The sequence below is a fragment of the Cupriavidus sp. 05N38 genome, assembly GCF_056397345.1.
Map to the genome: position 1 here is coordinate 22,254 of NZ_JBFTNF010000046.1, position 15,890 is coordinate 38,143.

Genomic DNA, 15,890 nt, shown 5'->3' on the forward strand with positions numbered 1-15,890 from the left:
CTCCTCAGAAGCGCGCATTGAATTCGAACTGCAGCGTGTCGATGGCCAGCGGCGGGCCGAAGACTTCCTTGGTGGAAATCCAGCGGCCAGTCACCCATGCGTTCCTGTCCAGCGCATACGAGCCGCCCAGGTAGTAGCCGCGCGCATTGGTGCCGCCACCGTGGAACGTCGAGTCGTTGTAGCCGTCTGGCATCGCATCGGGCTCGATGCGCTTGTAGCCGGCCAGCACGTTCCAGTCGCCGCGTGCCGCAGGCGTCGGCTTGCCGAACGTGGCCTGGAACATGTAGGCATTGCCGCCGCTCTTGAAGTCTTCACGGCTGGTGCCGCCGCTGCCGCCGAAGTTGTTGACGATGCCGCCATTGGCCCGCGCCCACATCGCGCCTTCGTCATAGGCAAGGTTGCGGATGTAGTTGCCGTCCAGACGCAGCCCGTAGCCGGCCACCTTCGTATCCCAGCGCAGGTTCACGTCCATCAGCTGGAACTTCGAGGCCAGGCCGACGTACTGCGGTTGCGGCGTGTTGGCCGGGTCCAGCGGGTTGAGCGCGATATTGCGCAACAGCATCAGCGTGTTGCCCTTCTGCATGAAGGCCGGACGCGTCCAGTCCGTGTTGCAGCCATCAGCGCCCGCGTACAGCGCGCACGGCGACGACACCCGGCCGGTGACGTTGTGGAAGTCGTAGTACGCCAGCGCGCCACGCAGGCGGTTCTCGTTGTTTACCTTCCAGTCAGCGCCGAACTGCGCGCCCAGCAGGTACTTGGTCTCGCTCGACATCTTGTCCTGGCTGTTCGACGGCGCGTTGTCCTTCGAGTACTCCAGCGGGATGAAGCCCAGCGTGCCGAACAGCGTCACGTCGCGGTTCGGCAATGTCTTGTCGAACTGCGCGGCGATACCGTCGAAGTTCAGGTCGTACGAGAACAGCGTGTCGGTGGAGACGAACGGATTGCCGAAGCGGCCGCCCGTCAGCTTCATCCACTGCGTCGGCTGGTACGACAGCCATGCCTGGTCGAGCCACACATCCTTCTTGGCCAGGCCGCCGCCCAGCGTCTGGTTGGTGGAGACCGGGCTGTTGTCATTGCCCGTGGCAAGGCGCACGCCGGCCTTCACGCTGTCCGTCACGTCGGCCAGCACGCCCAGGCGGGCGCGGGCGCGCCACTGGTTCGGCCGGTTCTGGCGCGTATTGAGCAGCGGCGGCAGCGACAGGTTGGTGTTCGGGTTGACGTCGAAGCCGTTGCCCGAATTGATGGCGGCCCAGTCGATCTGGATATCGCTGTTGCCACCCGAGTAGAAGCGCGACTCGTTGCGCAGGCGCACGTCGCCCTCCACGCGGATCCGCTTGGTCCATTCCGGTGTTTCGTTCGGCGCGGCCCAGCCTTCGGCCTTGGCCTGGGCCATGACCTCGCCCTTGACCTCGTCGCGGATCTGGTCGCGCACGGTTTCGGGGATATACGGCACGCGGACTTCGCCGGGTACGGCCGCAGTCGCAACGGACCCTGCGGCGGCACCGGCTGCCACGCCCGCGGCGGGCGCGGGACGCTGCACCAGTTGCGTGGCCATGGCTTCGGTCTGGGCCTGGGCCAGCAGCGCCTCGCCGGTGTTCTTGTCCAGCGCGCCGCTCTGGATCAGGCCACGGATCAGCTTGATCATGGCGCTTTCGGACGGCGCGGCGTCCTGCGCATGGGCAGTGCCAGCCGTGGCCAGGCAGGCCATTGCGACAGCCAGCGCCAGTACATTGGCACGCACCGCATGGCGCGGGGAGTGAGCGAATGGTTTCATCGTTCTTTTCAGGATGCTGTTGGGATGAAGGCAGACATGCGCTACGGCCGCCGCCCCTTGATGGACAGCCGCATCGGGAAGCGCAGCGATGCAGGCGGCTTCTCGTCGGCACGGAAATCACGGACCATGGCCAGTACCGCGTCGTCGGAGTCGGCATTGCCCGAGCCGCCCACCAGTTGCACGCGGGTGACACGGCCATCCGTGTCGAGCCAGATTTCGATGCGGATGTCGTCGAACGCCAGCTGGCGCGTGCGTTTGTCGCGCACGAATGCCTGCTGCAGGGCGCCGGAGACATAGGCCGAGTACGAGCGGCTGCCCAGGCCGCCGCCGCTGCCCGTCATGCCGCCACCGCCGCCGGCCTGGATGCCGAACGCATCGTTGCCGGCCTGGGCGGCGCCGTCGATGGTGACGGCCTGCCCCAGGTCCTGAGACGGGCTGGGCGGGGCGTCATCCTGCGGGGCCTCGGTGGGCTCGGCGGGCTTCGGCTCGGGCTCCACCACCTCGGGCTTGACGGGCTCGGGTTCGGGCAATTTTTCCGGTTCGGGCGGCGGCGGGGGCGGCGGGGGCAACACCAGCATCGGCGTGCCGGGCACCTCGCGCCGCGTGGCGGCGGTGTCCGACAGCAGATGCCAGAACAGCAGCACCACCGCACCGAGCACCAGTGCACCAGCGCCAAACCCGCCCCAACGCCGCCACAGCAGCGCGGCACGGCCGCCGGGTGCCAGCGAGGGTTCGTGACGGTTCACGCTCATCGCTCCTCAGGCCGGCTTGCCGGTCACCAGACCGATCTGGTTGAGATCGATCCGGCGCAGCAGGTCGAGCACCTCCACCACCCTGGCGTACTGCACCGACGCATCGCCGCGCACGATCACCGGAAAGTCCGGCGTCAGCGCCTTCTCGGTACGCAGCCGCTCTTCGAGCTCGGGCAGCGACACCGGATAGGCGTCCAGGAACACCTGGCCGGCGTTGTCGATCGTGATGGCCTTGGTTTTCGGTTTTTCCAGCGCCACCGACGCGCTGGCCTTCGGCAGATCCACCTTGATGCCCGGAATGCTGGCGTTGCTGGTCAGGATGAAGATCACGAGCACCACCAGCAGCACGTCGACGAACGGCGTGATATTGATGCCGCCGCTGCGCTTGCGCACACCGAACCTGTTTGCGTTTGCCATGATCGCGGCTCCGCTTCAGGCGCGTTGCAGGACGGGCGCGTGACGGCCCTCGCCCTGCTCTTCGGCCAGGCGCGTGGCGAATTCGTCCACGAACACGGCCATGTCGGCGGCGATGGCGTCCGAGCGCGAGGCCAGCCAGTTGTAGCCGAACAGCGCGGGAATGGCCACGCCCAGGCCGGCAGCCGTACACAGCAGCGCCGCCGCCATGCCCGGTGCCACCGAGTTGATGTCCACCGCGCCGGCCATGGCCGCCACCACGAACACCAGCATGATGCCGATCACCGTACCGAACAGGCCCACATAAGGCGCGCCCTCGATCGTGGTGGACAGCCAGTTCATGCGGCTTGCCATGCGTTCGCTCTCGCGCACCATCACGCCATCCATCGATGCGCGGATGGCGCCGATCGTGGCGGCCCCCACGGCGCTGGTGTCGTAGCCCATCTGGTGACGCCGGTGCAGCTCGTCCACGGCTATTTCATAGAGACGCCACAGCGACGAATGCTGCTTGACGTCGGCCGTGACGCGGCCCGTCTTGGCCAGGTGATCGAGCGATACGCGCGAGGCTTCGCGGAACTGCGCCATGAAGGCCACGTTGGCGCGGGCGTTGGCACCGAAGGCGCGGCCCTTGGTGATCATGATGGTCCACGAGGCGGCCATCATCAGGCCCAGCAGGCCCACGACGACCCAGGCGTCCAGCGGCATGGCGGCGAGGATGTAGCCGAAATGGCTCTTGCCGGCCTGCTGCTCGTCCGGGCCGAACGCCGTCAGACGCGAATCGGCGCCCTGCGACACCGCATCGGCCAGCAGCATGGCAGCGGGACGTGCCACCTTCGACACGCGCACTTCGTCGATCGCACCCGGCAAGCCATGCGCGCCTTCGCTGTCGGCACCGATAAAGGCTGGCGAATTCAGCGCCGGCAGCGCGGCCGGGAGCGAGGCGGCAGCCCGGCCACCCACGAACAGCGTCACCGTCTTGCCATCGGCATTCACCGCCACATGCGACCACTGGCCGGCCTGCACCGGTTGCCCCGGATTGCTGCGCTGGCCGTTGACCTGCACGAACGGCACGCCCTGGTCCACGCCAATCAGCAGTTCGCCGGCGCCATCGCGGCGGGCGTAGATCAGTTGCTGTGCGCCGAGCTGGTCGGGACGTACCCACGCCGAGAACGCGAACGTGCCGCCTGCCTGCACCGCCAGCGACGGCGATGCCGGCAGCGCCAGCGAGGCGTTACCCAATTGCGCGCCCTTACCGATGACCGTGCCATCGATGCTGACCACGGCCGTCTGGCTGTTGTTGCCGTACGCCGTGCTGTCGCGCGCCGGGACGCTGCCCTCGGCGAAGTGATAGACCAGCGTGAAGTCCGGATCGAACACGCGCTGGCCGTTGCCCGATGCGGGCGCCTTCGGGTTGCCGTAGTACATCCAGAACTGCTGCTTGCCATTGGCCGCACCGGCGGACACGGCGGGCACATCCACCCACACCAGCGCGATGCCGAGCAGCGGATCGAACTGCTCGACCTGATGATTCAGCACGGTCTTGTCGTCTGCGGCCACGAAGCGGAGATCGGCACCGGTGTCGCTCACGCCCTCGAAGCTGAAATTGCCCGTATGCAGCCGCAGCAGCACCGGCGTGCGGCCGGCGTCGCCGCCGATATTGCCGCCTTGCGGACCGGCGTCGATGGTCACCGGCTTGCGATAGGCCCAGTCTGGCTGCCACCAGGCATGGGCCAGATTCGGCAGGAGCGTGCTCGCCAGGGCGAGCAGCAGGAAGAGGGAACGTCGCATGACAATGGTTCTCCGTTGGCTTTCTTCGGAATGCTGTGTTTGGGGGTGGCGCCGACCGCCGGCCGCGCCACGGAATCAATTGGCGATCAATAGGTGGCGATCACGCTGAAGTTCAGGCGCGGGTCGTAGCGTTCGGTGCGCTGGCCGTTCTTGAGCGGGAAGCCCAGGTCGAGCCGGCCGTTGACGTAGCGCGCCAGCCGGAAGCTCGTACCCAGGCCCACCGACGCCAGCGAGAAGCGGCTTTCCTGCTCGGGCAGCGGATCGCGCAGGCGCAACTGCCCGGCATCGGCAAACGCATAGACGCGCCAGTCCTCCACGGTGCCGCCGAACAAGTCCAGCGGCGGCGTGCGCAGTTCGACCGAGCCCACCACACCGTAGTCGCCCGTGCTTTCGGCCGACAGGTAGCCGCGCACCGAATTCATGCCGCCGGCGGCAATCTGCTCGCTGGAGACCAGCGGCGAATCGGTGATCTGCCCGGCCAGCCGCCAGGCAAGCTGCGCGTTGCCCGCGAAGCTGTAGGTGCCGTTGGTATCGCCCTTGAGCAGCAGGAAGCTGGGCGATGCCTTGTAGCGCTTGTAGTCGAATTCCTTCCAGTCGCTGCCGTAGCCCAGGAAGCTGCGCGTACCGGCCACCATCGCCACGTTCAGGCCATACTGGCCGCGCGTGGTCTGCGTGAAGCCGGAATAGGACAGCGTGATCGGTGCGTACTTGAGCGGCACGGTGTCGCCGGCGTTGCCGAGCCGCGTGACTTCCTTGTTGTCCTTGAAGTCGACACCTAGGCTCAGCGCGTGATACCAGTCGCCGGTGTTCGGCACAGTGTAGGTACCGCGTACCCCGATCGAGTGGCCCTTGCCCAGCACGTTGGTTCCGCCCGTGGTGGCGACGTTGCTGTCGGACAGGTAGCCCGACACCTCGGCGCCCCAGTTGGTGCCGCGAATCGGCGCCAGGTACGAGCCCGACCACACCTGCGTCTGGTTCAGGTCCTGCGGCGAGCCGAAGAAGCTCAGCGAGGCACTGTGCCCCAGCTGCCAGAGGTTGTCATGGCCGATGGACGCCAGCGCGCGCAATTCCCTGGTATCGGCGCTGTAGTCGTTGTTCACGCCGATACTGCCGCGCCAGGGACTGCTGTCCTCGACCTTGAGATCCACGTCCATGGTGCCCGGCAGCGCGCCCTGCTTCACCAGCGGCATGACCTGCCGCTTGCCGCCCCGGTTCAGCTCGGTCAGCTGCGCCTGGGCCAGCGTGAAATCGGGCACCGCGCCTTCGGCCAGCGCCGGCACCTGCTCGCGCACCTCGCGCGGCGACTGGTACTCGGTACCCACCACGCGCACCCTGCCCACGCGGGTTTCGCTCACCTGCAGATAGACCACGCCACCGGTGACCTGCTGCTCGGGCAGATCCACGTAGACGGACTGATAGCCCTTGGCCTGATACGCGGCCAGCAGCGCGTCGCGTGCGGACTCGATGTCCTTCAGCGCGCGCGACGGCCCCAGATACGGCGTTACCGCGCGTTCGATCGTGCGCACGTCCAGCACGGTATTGCCGCGCACCACGTATTCACTGACGTCGACACGGCGCTCCGGCTGAACGTCGGCTCTGCTTTCCGCCTGCACGGCGGCGGCTGCACCGGGCTTCGCCCCGTCGGGCTGCGCCATTGCCACACCCTGTGTCCCCAGTCCAATTACCGCCGCGCACACTGCCTGCCATGGCGGCGACGCGCCCTTCTTCTTCCTGACTCGCATGAGTTGACTCGGCCTTCTTGTATCGATTGCTAGCCCCGCGTGCCATGGTCCCGACCAAGGACAGCACTACTGGGGGCATCACGCCGCGAAACATGATCACCAGTCCTCATGTCAGCGTTACGCACAGATGCCTAGACGGTCAGTAATTGGCAGATATGTCGTTTGTCACGGAAACTTCATGTTCGGACTCGGGACGTGGCACGACACTGACGGCAGACATGCGTGCGTCAGAATGGAGAGGCTATGTGGAAGCGGATTGCGGTGATGGCGATGGTATTCGCCGGTAGCCAGGCATGGGCCGATATGCCGGCCAGCCCGCCCAGGCGGGCCTGTGTTGAGGTTGAAGTCAACGGCGAGCGCGCGCCATCTTATTCCTGCCTGACGCAGGAACTGATGCCCCCACGCAATGACACGGCCGAACAGCGGCAGCTCGGCTCGGAGTCCATCGCAAAGCGTCCGTCCAACCAACTCGGCCTATATAACCGCGCCGCAACGGAACACCGGATGGGCAACACCTTCGGCAGTTCTGTGTTGCCGCAGCGGCCAGCCGGCAACACCCACGGGATGCCCGCGGTGCCGACACCCGCCCCACTGAAGTAGGGATCCGAGGACTGGCCTGGGTCGCAGAGGACGTTTGACGAGGAACAACGACCGTTTCCGGGGCGGAACCGCCTCAGATCGCACGAACTACATGAGCAAAAAACGTCGTCGTTCCAACGCAGGAGCGACTACGAACCTCTTGCGGGCAATGCGAGTCGCGCAACCTCAGCGAAATACCTGGCGCCGACGGTCAGAACATCATCGTTGAAATCGTAGCGACTGTTGTGCAGCGGTACACCTCCCGCCATCCCCGACTCGCCATTACCGATGAAAACGAAAGCGCCGGGCACCACCTGCAAGAATGCGCCGAAATCTTCGGAAATCATCATCGGATCGACCGCACCGTTCACGCGGTCCTCGCCGACAATATTTCTCGCCGCTTCCATTGCAACTGGCACGCACTGTTCCCAATTAACAGTCGGCGCAAACTCGTGGGTGTACTCGAATGTGCATGTCGCACCGTGCATGCGGCAAATACCCTCGCTGATTTCCCGCATGCGGGTTTCGAGCAAAGACTGGACCGCAGGCGTGTAGCTTCGCGTATCGCCCTTGATAATGACATTCGTCGGAATGGCATTGCGAATGCCGTCTGTGATGAACTCGGTGCACGAAATCACCGCTGGCAGGCTGGGGTCGACATTGCGCGCAACGATGGTTTGCAGCGCGAGCACGATTTCCGAGCCGATCACGATGGGGTCGACACCCATATGCGGCCTGGCCGCATGCGTGCCGTGCCCTTTCACATGAATCACGAAATTGTCTTCGCTGGCCATGATGCCGCCTGCACGCGTTGCGATGTTGCCGGCCGCCAGGCCCGGCATATTGTGCGCACCGTAGATCGCCTCGACCGGGAAACGATCGAACAGGCCATCCTGCATCATCGCCTTTGCACCGCGGCCATGTTCCTCGGCAGGCTGGAAGATGAAGCGCACCGTCCCATTGAAGTTCCGACGCTCACTGAGCAACTTGGCGGCGCCAAGAATCATCGCCATGTGGCCGTCGTGGCCGCACGCATGCATTTTTCCTTCGGTCTTCGACGCGTGCGCACGCTCCGGAGCATTCTCGTGAATGGCCAGCGCATCCATGTCGGCGCGAAGCCCAATGACACCCTGACCGCCTCCCGCCTTTAAGTTCGCGACCAGGCCGGTGCCACCTATACCGCGATGCACCTCCATCCCCATGCCGCTGAGCAGCTCTGCGACAAAGTCCGAGGTTCTCAGCTCCTCGAAGCCCGTCTCCGGATGTCGGTGAAGCTCGTGTCGCCATGACATGAGCAGGTCGAGAAGGTCTTTATCAGCGTACATGGGAATGTTCTTTGCGATCGGGGGACCGTTGCATCTTACGAGCGCTGCCCCGCAAGATTCCAGCGTTCTTGTCGGGCAAAATGAAACGTACTTGCGTTGAAGGGTAAGATTTGGCGTCGATCACAGCTATTATTAGGGCGAAAATTGCGCCACGTCAGATTCGTCCAGGAAAGAACTCATGGCTTTGCAACTAGATGCATACGATCGAAAGCTCTTGCAGCTACTTCAGACGAACAACAGGCTGTCACAACGCGAACTCGCCGATGCGGTAAACCTGTCGCCATCAGCGGTGAATCGTCGCATTGCCGCGCTGGAGGCTGACGGAGTCATCATGGCGAACACCTCGGTGGTCGACCCGGCAAGGGTGGGTAAGCCCATTACAGTGCTGGTCCAAGTGAAACTCGAAAGTGAGCGCCTGGACCTTCTTGACGAGGTGAAGAAGCGCTTCGTCGACTGTCCGCAGGTCCAGCAGGTCTACTACGTCACGGGGGACTTCGATTTCCTGCTGGTTCTGGCTGTCGCCGACATGACAGAGTACGAGCGGCTCACGCGTGAGCTCTTTTTTGTCTCCGGCAACGTCAAAAGCTTCCAGACACACGTGGCCATGCAGCGGGCGAAGGTAAGTCTTGGCGTAGCCATTGAATCCTAGGGAAATGCGGCGGGCGAACCCGCCGCATTTCTAGGCGAACTCCCTCGACTCTGCCGCGCTGCTTTCCGACAAGTAAGCGGTTCGGCGGCCGCTTCGAACGCCCCAGCGGTAGAAGACCAGGCCAATTGCGGCAACGACCAACATGTCCCAGCCTGCGGGGATGACTCCCTGCCCGCCGAATTCCTGGCCGCCCAGGTACGAAAGCAGCGCAATTGCAGGCAGATACAAGATAAGCCACCAGGCCGAGCGCAATTCCTCGCCGAAGCCACGCCATCCGGCCTTTGCCTGGTAATAGAGGTATAGCGGCAAGGCTGCGACCATCAGGACGATGACCTGGCCGGTCAGGGGCCACCGCGCCCAGTAGAGGACCAAGGTGGCACAGACGAACGCAAAGGGCGCAATCGGCGACATACCCCGGGTATGCAGCGGCCTATGCATGTCATTGGCATGTTCTCGCAGCGACATCAGACTGACGGGGCCGGAAAGGAACGAGATGACGACCGCAACTGAAATCACGGCGGCCAGGGCACCCCAACCGCGGAAGAAGAACAGGAAGATGAAGGACACCGCCAGGTTGAACCACATGGCTTCGCGCGGCACGCCAAAGATGGGATGGGTGTTGCCAAAGAGCCGGGGCATGGTGTCGTTGCGCTCCATGGCATGGATCATCCGGGCCGTCGTTGCCGTGTAAATTGCGCCGGTTCCCGACGGGCTGATGAAGGCATCCACGTACAGCACCATGGCCAGCCAGTTCAGGTTCAACGCCAAGGCCAGTTCGGCAAACGGAGACGTGAAGTTCAGATGCGACCACCCCTCGCGGATGCTGGCCGGGCTCACCGCTCCAATAAAGGCGACTTGCAGCAGCGCATAGATAAACAACGCCACAAGAATCGAACCGACCACAGCAAAGGGGATGCTACGTGCTGGGTCGCGGGCCTCGCCAGCCAGGCTCACAGGACTCTGGAAGCCGTTGAAACTGAAGACGATACCGCTCGTGGCTACCGCTGTCAGGACCGCCGACCATCCATAGGGCGCAAATGCCGCGCTGGTGCCAATGGCAAAGTTCTCGGTATGGAAGCCCCCCCAGACCAAGCCGACAACCGTTAACGCCGGAACGGCAATCTTGAAGACCGTGATGGCCGAGTTCGTCTTCACGAAGAGCTTGACACCCCAGTAGTTGAGCAGGAAGTAGACGATAACGAGCGCAGCGCTGGCAACCAGGCCAGGCATCGTTAGCTCGCCTTCGGTCATGAGCCCCTGCGCCCATGGGTATGGCCATGAAGCCATGTATTGCACCGAGGCGATGGCCTCAATCGGATGACCACAGCGCCGATGACCCAGGCCAGGATAGCGGCAGGTCCGGCGATCTTCGCCGTGTGCCAAGCACCGAACAGCCAGCCGGAGCCGATGATGGACCCGAGCCCTGTGAACATCAGGGCAATCGGCCCAATACTGCGCTTCTGTGTCGAACTCATTGCTGTCTCCATTTCGTATGGACGCACGTATCCCCGACGATGAGGAGAGCCTCATCGCCGCGGTGTGCGCTTCTTAGTGGGTGATGTGTAGGGTATCGACCGAATCAGCGCGCGAGCCAGGCGGCCTGGCGTGCGAGCACCGATTCATGCGACTCGCCCACCAGTTGCTGGTAGACGGATGGCGCCGTAGCGCCTTCGGTATTGATGAGCAGGACGCGTGAGGTTGCGTCGAGTCCTGCCTCTACGGATAGCGCTGCATTCGCGCGAAGGACGGCCAGGCCGGCCAAGCCTGCGGCACCAGATTCACCGGCGACGACTGGCATGTCACCGGTCTGCTTCCCAGCGAGCTGGTGCATTGCCGTGACCGCATCGTCGTCGGAAATCGTCATGAAGACATCCACGCTGTGCTCGAGGAAACGCCACGCGAGAGGCGACGTCTCGCCACAGGCCAGGCCCGCCATCACGGAGTCGACCGAGCCGGTGGCGTTAGCCGCCTTGCCTTGCAGCGCGCTTTGATACAGGCAATCAGCCTGAACGGGCTCGACGACAACAAACGTGGGACGACTCGCGCCAAAGAACTCCCAGAAATAGCTGGCAATGCCGGCGGCCAGTCCGCCCACACCGCCCTGCAGGAAGACATGCGAGTATGGGGACGGCTGGCCAGGCGCGACTCCTGCCTGCGTCATGATTTCTGCGGCGATGGCGCCGTATCCCTGCATCACGTCACGCGGGATGTCCAGGTAGCCCTCGTAGGAGGTGTCGGAGACGACAGTCCAGTGGTTGGCTGCAGCCAGACGGGCCGCTTCTTCGACGGATTCATCGTAGTTGCCAGCGATTCGCACGATGGTTGCGCCGTATGCCGCGATGGCATCTTCGCGCTCCTGGCTGACATTGGCGTGCAGCACAATCACGCATTGGCAGCCGAAGGACCTGGCCGCAGACGCGAGGGCGCGACCGTGGTTGCCATCAGTCGCACTGATGACCGTGAAGTCCTTCAGCAGGTCTGCATACTTTCCGTCAATCAGCGCCAGCGGCTCCAGGTGCCGCTCTGGGTAGATGCGGAGAATCAGCCGAACCAGGGCAATCGGCGCACCCAGCGCCTTGAAGCTGCCCAGCGGCGAGCGAACCGATTCGTCCTTCGCGCTCAATTGGGCGATGTTCAGGCTGGCGGCAAGCTTGGGGAGGTCGCGCAGCGGCGTGGGGCCGGCGTTCAGTTGGTCCCAGCGAGAGAGCCAGGTGCGGCTGCGCTCGGCTTGCTCGATGCTCATGATGTCTTTGAGCTCGGCGGGATACGCGGTCCGGCGGGCATGCGAATTCTTGGTCAGCATAGGTACTCCGATGGGATGGAAGTTCAGGCCTGAGCTTGGCCGAGGCGATTGAGCACGACGTCGAGCAGTACTTCAGCACCCATAACAAGCTGATCGTCGTCGGTGTGCTCGCGCGGGTTATGGCTGATGCCACCCTTGCTAGGCACGAAAATCATCGCTGCAGGCGCGATGCGGGCGATCATCTGAGCGTCGTGGCCGGCGCCGGAAGTCATGCGCCGGTGAGTCAAGCCAAAGCGGTTTGCCGAAGCTTCGATGCAATCCACGAGGCTGGCATCGAAGGCGACAGGTTCAAAGCGTGCCAACCGCTCGGTGGTGACTTTTACACCCTCCTGTTGGGCCACCTTTTCGAGGAATTCGGCGAAGCGCTGCTCGGCCAGCTTCAAGCGCTCCTCGTCCGCGTCGCGGAGGTCTACTGTGATCGTGGCGCGGCGCGGGATAACGTTGATGACGTTCGGTTGGACGCTCAGGCAGCCCGCGGTTGCCAGTGTTGTGCCACCAGAGTCGCGCGCCAGTTCGCGCAGGAACGTCACCATGGATGCCGCCACGAATCTGGCGTCGTGCCTTAGGTGCGTCGGCGTCGTGCCGGCGTGGTTGGCATTGCCCTGGATGGTCACCTGCTGCCATGAGATGCCTTGCAGGCTTTCGACCACGCCAATCTGGATACCTTCCGCTTCCAGAATGGGGCCCTGCTCGATGTGGAGCTCGACGTATTCGTGTGGGACGATGGCACCCGGCTCCAGGTTGCCGGCATAGCCGATGCGCACCAGCTCGTCGCCGAGGCGCGTGCCGTCCGTGCCAATGGTGTTCAATGCCTCGTCGACCGAAAGGCCGCCTGCGTAGACGAGCGACCCCATCATGTCCGGCTGATAGCGGATGCCTTCCTCATTGGTGAAGGCACCAATCAGGATGGTGCGGGCCGGTGCGACGCCGGATTGCCGATAGGCCCGCGCCACGGCCAGGCCCGCCAGCACGCCGTAGCAGCCATCCAGGGCGCCGGCATTCGTCACGCTGTCGATGTGCGAGCCCATCATCAGCGGAGTCTGGGCGCCGTCATCGGTTGGCGAACGAAGGACACCAAACACGTTGCCGATACGGTCTACGACGACCTCCAGTGCCAGTTCGTGCATCCAGCGGGCAACCAGGTCCCGTCCCGCCTTCTCGTCGTCGGTAAGTGCGATGCGAGTCCGACCACCAGCCTCGCTGTCGGCGCCAATTTCCCCGAGTTCCTTTAGCTGGCGCAGCAATGTGGCACCATCAAGGTGAAGGCGGCGCGGCTTCGGTGTGGTGGTGTTAGACATTCAACGTCTCCAATCCCATGACATTCGTTGTCCAGCGGGCCACTGGGCGCACCGGAATGTCTGCAATGTTAGAGCGTTGCTGCGCAACAGCGTCCCACTTTGCCAGACCCATACGCAACAACCTTGCGTAGTTGGGAAGCAAATCGCAGTGATGCTCTGCTGAAAGGCTCAAGGGCGCGTAGCGGCAGGTCTCTGGCCGCTTCGCCGCTCATTTCGGCCATCGGTAGGAAGCACGGCGAATGACGCAAAAGGGGTCGGCAACCGCCAATGACCGCAGTCGGTCATCGAATACGCTGAGCTAGAATCCCACATCCCTCGCGCCCCATTCTCCCGACGATGAATCCCGGACCGCATGACGTCCTGAGCCGTATCCTTTCCGCATGCAAGGCCGAACGCGCCGTGACGGCAAGTTTCCGGCTCCACGCACCGTGGGCGTTGTACTCGGCCGGCACCGAGGGCGCGCTGATCCGCATGTGTACCGGGCACGGGTACTGGATCTGCGCCGATAGTGGCACGCCTGTCGAGATTGGTCCGCGCGATATCGTCATGCTGCCGCGCGGCACGCCGCATACGGTGTCATCGAAACGGGACCCCGGTGATGGCGTCATGCCCTTCGCCGATCTGCTGAAGGCGCACATGATCGGCCGCCATGGCGGCCATCCGATCGAACTGACATATGGCGCAGACGGCACGGGCACCGCGGACGTCCCACCCACGCAACTGTTCTCCCTTCACCTGTGGATGCCCACGCTTGACGTGGGCGCTATCCCAGCGGAATTGCCAACGCTGATCGTGCTGCGTGCCGACGAGCTTCCGCTGGCGCACACGCTGGCAAACACGATGGAACTGCTGGTGCAGGACTCGCTGTCTCAGCGTCCGGGCTGGCAATTGTCCGCGGCACGCATGGGCGACCTGCTGCTCGTGCATATCCTGGGCGAGTATCTGCGCACGCCCGCCGCCGCGCGCCAGGGCACGCCGAACGTCCTCGACGACCCCGGCATTGCGCGTGCGGTTGCGGCCATGCACGAGGCGCCGCAACAGGACTGGAGCATCGGCCAGCTCGCCGCCGTGGCATACCTGTCGCGCACGGTGTTCGCCGAGCGCTTTTGTGCGCTGCTGGGCGTGCCGCCGATGCAGTACCTGAGTGCATTTCGCATGAACCTGGCCGCCGAACGGCTGCGCCAGCCGCATGTACGGATCGCCGAGGTCGCCGAAGCGACGGGCTATGCCCAGCAATGCCACCTCCTTGTTTGCCAGCGAGGGCGATTGAGGGGAATTATTGGGCGGTGGCCATGCTGTGCTCAACCTCCGGAACGCCGGATTCGGGCACTGATCGTCCGGATCTGCAGCGTGTGGCCGCGCGGAGGCGTCAGGGCGCCGATGCGTCGCGCCGATATTGGGTGGGCGATACGCCAATCCAGCGTTGGAACGCGCGTGAGAATGCTTTCTCGGATGCACTGGCACAGGCTGGTGTGCGGGTGACGATGCTAGAGAAGCAGCAGGAATGGCGATTCCAAAGTTCCGGCATCTTTATCTATCACAACGGACTTGCGGCGCTCGGCAGCCTCGGGGTACTGCCGGAGATCGTGTCGAGTGGCTTTGCCATTGCCGATGGCCGGAATATCTACCTGGACGAGCGCGGCCAACCGATCACCGAAACTTTCTATCCGTCCCGTCATCCGGACATTGCGCCGATCGTCGGTATTCGCCGGGCCGAAATGCACCGCATCTTCGCTAGCCGACTCGATGCGCTGCGCGTCGATATCCGCTTGGGCACCACCGCTGTCCGGATCGACCAGAAAACGGCAGAGCACGTCACCGTTGCACTCTCCGATGGCACCTCGGGCCAATACGATCTTGTGGTCGGGGCGGAAGGCATTCGCTCGGAGATCCGCCGCCTGGTCGCAGGCCCGCTGGAAGGTCTATACCGGACTCGGCGTCTGGCGCAGCGTGCACAGGCGACCGAAGGACCTCCTCGAAAAAATCATGATGATGGGTACCGGCAAGCGGCTCGGCATCATGCCGATCAGCGATGACCAACTGTACTTGTTCGGCACGCTGCCTGAGCCCGCCGGGCAATGGTATGAGCGGACCGATTGGCCGGCGCTGATGCAAGCCCGTTTTGCGGAGTTCGGCGGCCCGGCGCGCCAGTTCCTGGACGCGCTCTCTGCCGACGCCGAAGTGCTCTACACCGCCGTGGAGGAGGTCGCTGCCCCGCTGCCCTGGCACCGTGGCCGTGTAATCATGATCGGTGACGCTGCGCACGCCTCAACACCCTTCATGGGACAAGGCGGCGCGATGGCACTCGAAGATGCGGTGCTGCTGGCGGAGATGCTGTCGCGCGACGTCGACGTGGAGGCCACGCTGCGAGCCTTCGGTGAGGCACGCTATCCCCTATGCAAGTTTGTGCAGGACACCTCGCGTAAAGTCGGCGAGGCCGGGGCACAGGAAGACGCGGCCATCCTGGGGGCGCGCAACGAGACGATGCGGCGCACCGCACAGCGGCCGGTGGACGAATTCTACGCGCGGATGGATGCGCTACGCAGTCAATTGCCCTCGGCGCAGTGCGTCTGACAGAGGGGTACAGCCGCACCTCCCCGCGCAGACTCGAGCTTGCTGTCGTCCTCGCGATGGTGGCCGACGAATTCGATCACCCCGTCGAGGTCACGCATATCTCAGATGCATGCCTACTCCCCAGTCGCTAGCGCAGGCGCAGCAAGAAGGCACCGCTGCCCGAACGGTGGGACAGGTGGGGCGCTGCGAGCG

13 protein-coding genes and 1 pseudogene are annotated in these 15,890 nt (G+C 64.1%); 5 read left to right on the top strand and 9 right to left on the bottom strand.

What is annotated here, in order from left to right; all coding sequences use genetic code 11:
- Positions 1-4 precede the first annotated feature (4 nt).
- The 5 genes from AC1DK4_RS27675 to AC1DK4_RS27695 form a co-directional block, all read right to left on the bottom strand.
- A complete protein-coding gene (locus AC1DK4_RS27675) occupies positions 5-1,774 on the bottom strand; it encodes a putative porin (protein WP_441619996.1) in 1,770 nt (589 codons plus the stop codon).
- A 41-nt stretch (positions 1,775-1,815) separates the two neighbouring features.
- Positions 1,816-2,520: an energy transducer TonB family protein gene (locus AC1DK4_RS27680; protein ID WP_477116346.1), complete on the bottom strand. Its 705-nt coding sequence runs from the start codon at positions 2,518-2,520 to the stop codon at positions 1,816-1,818.
- A gap of 12 nt (positions 2,521-2,532) precedes the next feature.
- Entirely contained in the window at positions 2,533-2,943 is a 411-nt protein-coding gene (locus AC1DK4_RS27685) for an ExbD/TolR family protein (RefSeq protein ID WP_441619992.1), read from the bottom strand.
- 15 nt (positions 2,944-2,958) lie between these two features.
- Positions 2,959-4,728, bottom strand: coding sequence for a DUF2341 domain-containing protein (locus AC1DK4_RS27690; protein WP_441619990.1), 1,770 nt, complete (start codon positions 4,726-4,728; stop codon positions 2,959-2,961).
- An 86-nt stretch (positions 4,729-4,814) separates the two neighbouring features.
- Positions 4,815-6,383 carry a ShlB/FhaC/HecB family hemolysin secretion/activation protein gene (locus AC1DK4_RS27695; protein WP_441619988.1) on the bottom strand — a complete coding sequence of 523 codons (1,569 nt, stop codon included), beginning with the start codon at positions 6,381-6,383 and terminating at the stop codon, positions 4,815-4,817.
- A gap of 330 nt (positions 6,384-6,713) precedes the next feature.
- On the opposite strand from AC1DK4_RS27695, the gene AC1DK4_RS27700 reads away from it, so the two are divergent.
- Positions 6,714-7,070, top strand: coding sequence for a hypothetical protein (locus AC1DK4_RS27700; RefSeq protein WP_441619986.1), 357 nt, complete (start codon positions 6,714-6,716; stop codon positions 7,068-7,070).
- 128 nt (positions 7,071-7,198) lie between these two features.
- Here the strand turns inward: AC1DK4_RS27700 and AC1DK4_RS27705 are convergent, their stop codons facing one another.
- Positions 7,199-8,374 carry a M20 aminoacylase family protein gene (locus AC1DK4_RS27705; RefSeq protein WP_441619984.1) on the bottom strand — a complete coding sequence of 392 codons (1,176 nt, stop codon included), beginning with the start codon at positions 8,372-8,374 and terminating at the stop codon, positions 7,199-7,201.
- A gap of 178 nt (positions 8,375-8,552) precedes the next feature.
- On the opposite strand from AC1DK4_RS27705, the gene AC1DK4_RS27710 reads away from it, so the two are divergent.
- Complete coding sequence (locus AC1DK4_RS27710; RefSeq protein ID WP_441619982.1) at positions 8,553-9,023, top strand: Lrp/AsnC family transcriptional regulator; 471 nt, start codon at positions 8,553-8,555, stop codon at positions 9,021-9,023.
- 30 nt (positions 9,024-9,053) lie between these two features.
- Here AC1DK4_RS27710 and AC1DK4_RS27715 read toward each other — a convergent pair.
- The 3 genes and pseudogenes from AC1DK4_RS27715 to AC1DK4_RS27725 form a co-directional block, all read right to left on the bottom strand.
- Positions 9,054-10,498: pseudogene (locus tag AC1DK4_RS27715) on the bottom strand (APC family permease).
- Between the two features lie 104 nt (positions 10,499-10,602).
- Positions 10,603-11,826, bottom strand: coding sequence for a diaminopropionate ammonia-lyase (locus tag AC1DK4_RS27720; protein WP_441619980.1), 1,224 nt, complete (start codon positions 11,824-11,826; stop codon positions 10,603-10,605).
- Between the two features lie 23 nt (positions 11,827-11,849).
- A complete protein-coding gene (locus AC1DK4_RS27725) occupies positions 11,850-13,124 on the bottom strand; it encodes a Zn-dependent hydrolase (protein ID WP_441619978.1) in 1,275 nt (424 codons plus the stop codon).
- A 336-nt stretch (positions 13,125-13,460) separates the two neighbouring features.
- On the opposite strand from AC1DK4_RS27725, the gene AC1DK4_RS27730 reads away from it, so the two are divergent.
- Genes AC1DK4_RS27730 through AC1DK4_RS27740 form a run of 3 tightly spaced genes read left to right on the top strand, consistent with a single transcriptional unit; the run spans position 13,461 to position 15,698 of the window.
- Entirely contained in the window at positions 13,461-14,606 is a 1,146-nt protein-coding gene (locus AC1DK4_RS27730; RefSeq protein ID WP_441619976.1) for an AraC family transcriptional regulator, read from the top strand.
- 2 nt (positions 14,607-14,608) lie between these two features.
- Positions 14,609-15,160: a Rossmann-fold NAD(P)-binding domain-containing protein gene (locus tag AC1DK4_RS27735; RefSeq protein ID WP_441619974.1), complete on the top strand. Its 552-nt coding sequence runs from the start codon at positions 14,609-14,611 to the stop codon at positions 15,158-15,160.
- On the top strand, positions 15,111-15,698 hold the full coding sequence (locus tag AC1DK4_RS27740; protein ID WP_441619973.1) for an FAD-dependent monooxygenase: 588 nt from the start codon (positions 15,111-15,113) through the stop codon (positions 15,696-15,698). The genes AC1DK4_RS27735 and AC1DK4_RS27740 overlap by 50 nt, the downstream gene beginning before the upstream one ends.
- The last annotated feature ends 192 nt before the right edge of the window (positions 15,699-15,890 follow it).

What these genes read in the sequence shown, in the direction of transcription:
- AC1DK4_RS27695 (WP_441619988.1), bottom strand. Translation starts at nt 6,383, where the DNA reads ATGGCGCAGCCCGACGGGGCGAAGCCCGGTGCAGCCGCCGCCGTGCAG.
- AC1DK4_RS27675 (WP_441619996.1), bottom strand. Translation starts at nt 1,774, where the DNA reads ATGAAACCATTCGCTCACTCCCCGCGCCATGCGGTGCGTGCCAATGTA.
- AC1DK4_RS27725 (WP_441619978.1), bottom strand. Translation starts at nt 13,124, where the DNA reads ATGTCTAACACCACCACACCGAAGCCGCGCCGCCTTCACCTTGATGGT.
- AC1DK4_RS27700 (WP_441619986.1), top strand. Translation starts at nt 6,714, where the DNA reads ATGTGGAAGCGGATTGCGGTGATGGCGATGGTATTCGCCGGTAGCCAG.
- AC1DK4_RS27685 (WP_441619992.1), bottom strand. Translation starts at nt 2,943, where the DNA reads ATGGCAAACGCAAACAGGTTCGGTGTGCGCAAGCGCAGCGGCGGCATC.
- AC1DK4_RS27735 (WP_441619974.1), top strand. Translation starts at nt 14,609, where the DNA reads ATGCTAGAGAAGCAGCAGGAATGGCGATTCCAAAGTTCCGGCATCTTT.
- AC1DK4_RS27705 (WP_441619984.1), bottom strand. Translation starts at nt 8,374, where the DNA reads ATGTACGCTGATAAAGACCTTCTCGACCTGCTCATGTCATGGCGACAC.
- AC1DK4_RS27730 (WP_441619976.1), top strand. Translation starts at nt 13,461, where the DNA reads ATGAATCCCGGACCGCATGACGTCCTGAGCCGTATCCTTTCCGCATGC.
- AC1DK4_RS27740 (WP_441619973.1), top strand. Translation starts at nt 15,111, where the DNA reads ATGATGATGGGTACCGGCAAGCGGCTCGGCATCATGCCGATCAGCGAT.
- AC1DK4_RS27690 (WP_441619990.1), bottom strand. Translation starts at nt 4,728, where the DNA reads ATGCGACGTTCCCTCTTCCTGCTGCTCGCCCTGGCGAGCACGCTCCTG.
- AC1DK4_RS27720 (WP_441619980.1), bottom strand. Translation starts at nt 11,826, where the DNA reads ATGCTGACCAAGAATTCGCATGCCCGCCGGACCGCGTATCCCGCCGAG.
- AC1DK4_RS27710 (WP_441619982.1), top strand. Translation starts at nt 8,553, where the DNA reads ATGGCTTTGCAACTAGATGCATACGATCGAAAGCTCTTGCAGCTACTT.